Genomic DNA, 543 nt, shown 5'->3' with positions numbered 1-543 from the left:
CTACAAGCTCATCTCTTTCCCCCTGATCGAATGATGCCTGAATGTCAGAAAGGTACCGCCCAGATCCAAGGTACATGCTATCATTAACACTCTCAAGATGGAGTTGTTTTAGCTCCTCCTTGCCTTCATGAGATGGATTCGGGAAGACGATATACATAGTTCCGCCGCCTCTCTTGGCCAGTGCAATCTCGCGGCCTACCACATCCACATCATTGATATCCAACAGGCTGGTTTGGCCGACCAATTCAGGATTGATAGGATGGGCGAGGCAGGTTCCATTGAAATCATATGCGAAGATGTAGAGATCTCCCCGAACAAAAGATCCAGTTGGATCGTTGAACTCTTGGAGAGCGTTCTCCATACCATTGTTGTCCACATAAGCTACAGCTTCATCCAAAAAGGCGATAACCTCGTCCGCCGAAGCGGTCTGATCGGAAGCTATACATAAGGTAATGGCAGCTAAGACCGATAGAGACATCAAAGCTACCATACGGGCTAAAGCAGCAATTCTCATGATAAATTCTCCATAAGTGCGGGGATGCA

General features: G+C 47.5%; 1 protein-coding gene. It reads right to left on the bottom strand.

The window, feature by feature from the left end; translation table 11 throughout:
- Positions 1-490 (bottom strand): cache domain-containing protein (locus BP822_RS11080; RefSeq protein WP_286878293.1); only part of this gene is annotated, 490 nt, incomplete at its 3' end.
- Between the last annotated feature and the right edge of the window lie 53 nt (positions 491-543).

It is taken from the genome of Methanosaeta sp. UBA458 (assembly GCF_002496085.1).
Taxonomy (GTDB): Archaea; Halobacteriota; Methanosarcinia; order Methanotrichales; family Methanotrichaceae; genus Methanothrix; species Methanothrix soehngenii.
This window is presented reverse-complemented; position numbering and strand designations above follow the sequence as displayed.